This window comes from Bacillus haikouensis (assembly GCF_013179555.1).
Taxonomy (GTDB): Bacteria; Bacillota; Bacilli; order Bacillales; family Bacillaceae_B; genus Rossellomorea; species Rossellomorea haikouensis_A.
Map to the genome: position 1 here is coordinate 1 of NZ_JABMCR010000350.1, position 3,633 is coordinate 3,633.

At 41.3% G+C, this 3,633-nt stretch carries 7 protein-coding genes and 1 pseudogene; all 8 read right to left on the minus strand.

Going from position 1 to position 3,633, the window contains the following annotated elements:
• A pseudogene (locus HP456_RS21215) lies at positions 1-125 on the minus strand (ribosome biogenesis GTPase YlqF); the annotation flags it as partial.
• Between the two features lie 24 nt (positions 126-149).
• On the minus strand, positions 150-689 hold the full coding sequence (lepB, locus tag HP456_RS21220) for a signal peptidase I (RefSeq protein WP_281358108.1): 540 nt from the start codon (positions 687-689) through the stop codon (positions 150-152).
• A gap of 188 nt (positions 690-877) precedes the next feature.
• Positions 878-1,222 carry a 50S ribosomal protein L19 gene (gene rplS / locus HP456_RS21225; RefSeq protein WP_032088854.1) on the minus strand — a complete coding sequence of 115 codons (345 nt, stop codon included), beginning with the start codon at positions 1,220-1,222 and terminating at the stop codon, positions 878-880.
• A gap of 134 nt (positions 1,223-1,356) precedes the next feature.
• Entirely contained in the window at positions 1,357-2,091 is a 735-nt protein-coding gene (trmD, locus tag HP456_RS21230) for a tRNA (guanosine(37)-N1)-methyltransferase TrmD (RefSeq protein ID WP_172254819.1), read from the minus strand.
• The gene (rimM, locus tag HP456_RS21235) at positions 2,091-2,609 is read right to left on the minus strand and encodes a ribosome maturation factor RimM (protein WP_172254811.1); all 519 of its coding nucleotides are present in this window, start codon (positions 2,607-2,609) and stop codon (positions 2,091-2,093) included. Before rimM ends, trmD begins: the two co-directional genes overlap by 1 nt.
• A 17-nt stretch (positions 2,610-2,626) precedes the next feature.
• Positions 2,627-3,013 carry a YlqD family protein gene (locus HP456_RS21240; protein ID WP_172254813.1) on the minus strand — a complete coding sequence of 129 codons (387 nt, stop codon included), beginning with the start codon at positions 3,011-3,013 and terminating at the stop codon, positions 2,627-2,629.
• Between the two features lie 186 nt (positions 3,014-3,199).
• Positions 3,200-3,433, minus strand: a complete 234-nt coding sequence (locus HP456_RS21245; protein ID WP_172254815.1) for a KH domain-containing protein — start codon at positions 3,431-3,433, stop codon at positions 3,200-3,202.
• A gap of 12 nt (positions 3,434-3,445) precedes the next feature.
• On the minus strand, positions 3,446-3,633 hold a 188-nt coding region (gene rpsP, locus HP456_RS21250), incomplete at its 5' end, for a 30S ribosomal protein S16 (RefSeq protein WP_172254817.1).

Consider the following 3,633-nt stretch of genomic DNA (forward strand, 5'->3'; position numbering starts at 1 on the left):
GGATTTCTGGATGATAAGGGAATTCGAGCATCAACAAGTTCGATGACGATATCGACCAGCTTTAACTTTTCGGTTACCTGCCTGCGGGCTTTAGCCATATGTCCCGGAAACCATTGAATGGTCATATAACCACCTCCAAACTGCTTTTATTATTTCACTAATCCCATATCTTTAACAGGCCAATAAATAAACTTCGTGTCACCGATCACTTCTTCAAATGGAACCGTTCCGATATGACGGCTGTCTTTACTGAACCGGCGGTTGTCACCCATCACAAAGATCTGACCTTCGGGTACGGTTTCCCTGTCTATGATATCTTTCAAAGAAAAGTCTTCTGTTAACGGCCCATCACTAACCTGATCTTTATATTCTTTTAAGTAGGGCTCTTTATATGCTTTCCCGTTTACATATAATGTATCATTCTTATATTCTATTTTATCTCCAGGCAAACCGATTACCCGCTTGATATAGTCTTTCTGCTCAGGGGCATGGAATACAACAATATCAAAGCGTTCAGGCTCACCGAGTTTACTGACGATCATTCGATCTCCGTTATGTAAGGTAGGCATCATAGATAACCCGTCTACTACAATTGGGGCAAATAAGAAATATCTGATGATTGCTGCCAATCCAACGGCAATCAGAAGAGCTTTCATCCACTCCCACCATTCGTTTTTCTCTTTCGCCAACACATCCACCACCCAATGTAATTTCCTATCCTTATCTATTCTACTAGAAAATCCATTATTTCTCATTAAAAAAGGAGGAATTACTCCATTAGCCCCAACTACTCCGAATCAATCAGAGAGTCAATTTTACGCCCTGTAAACAAGAAGAAAAGGAGCTTGTCTCCAAGCTCCTTTCCAAACGTTCTTGATTATCGAATTTCCTTGATACGAGCTGCTTTACCGCGAAGGTTGCGCAGGTAGTAAAGTTTCGCACGACGGACTTTACCGCGACGAATAACTTCAAGTTTAGCGATTTTTGGTGTGTGTACAGGGAATGTACGCTCAACACCTACACCGTAAGAAATTTTACGAACAGTGAATGTTTCGCTGATACCGCCGCCACGGCGTTTGATTACTACTCCTTCGTACACCTGAATACGTTCACGAGTACCCTCAACGATGTTAACGTGTACACGTACTGTATCACCAGGACGGAAAGATGGTAGATCAGAGCGAAGTTGTTCTTTAGTAATATCTTCGATTAATTTGTGCATCTTATTCAACTCCTTCCAACAGATGCTCATACAAAAGCAATGGATTGCAGCGGAACATCGGGATCAGTGGCATTGTGGATAACTCCCCAAGCCACAAAGAATATAGTAACATATTGATTGTCAGGAAGCAATAGTTATCTGGACTTTTTCCATTTCTCTATCCATTGTTTTTGTTTATCCGATAGAGAGTGATTCTCTAATAGGTCCGGTCTTCTTTCGAACGTCCTTCTTAAACTCTCCCTTTCTCTCCATTCTTCAATTAATCGATGGTTACCGGAGATTAACTCATCCGGTACTTTCATTCCCCGGAAATCTGCCGGACGTGTATAATGAGGATGCTCAAGAAGTCCTGAAGAAAACGAATCCAGTATCGGTGAATCTTCGTTACCAAGAACCCCCGGCAGCAGCCTGACTACACTATCGATGACCACCATCGCACCAAGTTCTCCGCCAGTTAACACGTAGTCGCCGATTGAAATTTCATCCGTGACTACATGTTCACGGATTCTCTCGTCATATCCCTCATAATGACCGCAAATGATAATCAGATGCTCTTCTTTTGCTAATTCCTCAGCCTTAGCTTGAGTATAGGGTTCCCCTTGAGGACACATCAAGATGACACGTGGTTTTGTATCATTTTCGCTTTTGAGGCTATCGACTGCATCAAATATCGGCTGTGGTTTGAGGACCATTCCTGCCCCCCCGCCATAAGGGTAGTCATCCACCTGGCTATGTTTGTTATCGGCATGCTCGCGGAAATTGACTACATTATATGAAACAGCCTGCTTTTCACTGGCTTTCTTCAGGATCGACTCTCCAAAAATCCCCTGAAACATGGAAGGGAAAAGTGACAATACATCTATTTTCATCATGAAAGCAACCCTTCCAGAGGTTCAATCATTATATAACCTTTTTCAATATCAATTTCTTTGACAACATCCTCAATATAAGGGATCAAATGCTCTTTGCCTTTCTCTCCCTTCACCACCCATACATCGTTTGCCCCAGGGCTCAGGATCTCTTTCACTGTACCTATCTCTTCACCCTCGCCGGTTACGACTTTACAGCCGACAATCTCATGATAATAATATTCACCTTCTTCGAGATCCTGCAGCTGATCTTCCTGAACCTTGAGAATACCCTCTTTGAATATTTCCACCTGATTGATATCGTTGAATCCCTCAAACGTTAAGAGATCAAAATTTTTATGCGTTCTGTGAGATTCAATGACTAACGAAACAGGTTCTTTCCTATTAGGAAGAAAAAGGTGAAGGTTATTCCCTTTTTGATAACGCTCCTCAGGAAAATCAGTGCTTGAAACAACTTTCACCTCGCCTTTGACCCCATGAGTATTTACAATTTTACCGACATTAAACCATTTTTCCATACTACCACCTCGTGTTGTCACCGAATTTCTTTTACGATTCCATCTTCTATAATAATTGATTTCGATAATGTCTCTTCATCCCAATTGTCACCAACTTGAATATCTATCATACCTTGAACTTCTTTCTCTTTCAATTCACTGCCGATGGGCAGGATATCCAACTGCTCCAACTGAAAATCCAACAGCTTGATTTTCTCAAGCTTCTCATTCATTTCCTTTTGAAAGTGCTGGCTTAATTTATGGGAAGGATATTTTTTTGAACGTTCAATTTTTTTCCATTCGAATTGAAGCTGTTCATGCTCTCGTTTCAAATAGTGTTTTTGATTCTCATATCGTTTTGAAAGAGCTTGTTTCGTGCTTTCTGTCAGTACTTGTTTCACTGTTATCGTATGTATAATATTCAAACGTTCGTCCCCTCCTTATTTCACCCCCGCTGATGACTTGATAAAGGGTGCTTTCTTAGGGAGTTATCTTTTTGTATGTGTTTAAAGATATGAAAAAGGGGACTGACTTGATAAGGCTGTATGAACCTTTTTCTGGGTCAGTCCCCTGCTCTCATAGAGTGGATTGAATGCGGTAATTTACCGGTCTCATTCAACAATCTCCAAGAAGATTTTCTTCTGTTGTGAAGATCCTGCTGCAGCGTATACCACAGTTCGAATCGATTTAGCTACTCTCCCTTGTTTCCCGATGACCTTGCCCATGTCCTCAGGATGAACAGTCAACTTATAAGTTATTCCATTGGATCCTTCTTCGATATCGATACGGACATCGTCTGGACGGTCGACTAAGGGTTTCACAATCGTTAGAATAAGATCTTTCATCGATCTGATCGATTACTTGCTGTTTTTAGCATTGTGGAATTTTTCCATAATGCCTTGTTTTGAGAATAGGTTACGAACTGTGTCAGATGGCTTCGCACCATTTGATAACCATTTAAGAGCAAGCTCTTCGTCGATTTTCACTTCAGCTGGCTTAGCAACCGGGTTGTAAGTTCCAACTGTTTCGATTTGACGTCCATCAC

Excerpts from the sequence above, each read along its gene's own strand:
- HP456_RS21245 (WP_172254815.1), bottom strand. The coding sequence starts at position 3,433 with ATGAAAGATCTTATTCTAACGATTGTGAAACCCTTAGTCGACCGTCCA.
- rimM (WP_172254811.1), bottom strand. The coding sequence starts at position 2,609 with ATGGAAAAATGGTTTAATGTCGGTAAAATTGTAAATACTCATGGGGTC.
- trmD (WP_172254819.1), bottom strand. The coding sequence starts at position 2,091 with ATGAAAATAGATGTATTGTCACTTTTCCCTTCCATGTTTCAGGGGATT.
- rplS (WP_032088854.1), bottom strand. The coding sequence starts at position 1,222 with ATGCACAAATTAATCGAAGATATTACTAAAGAACAACTTCGCTCTGAT.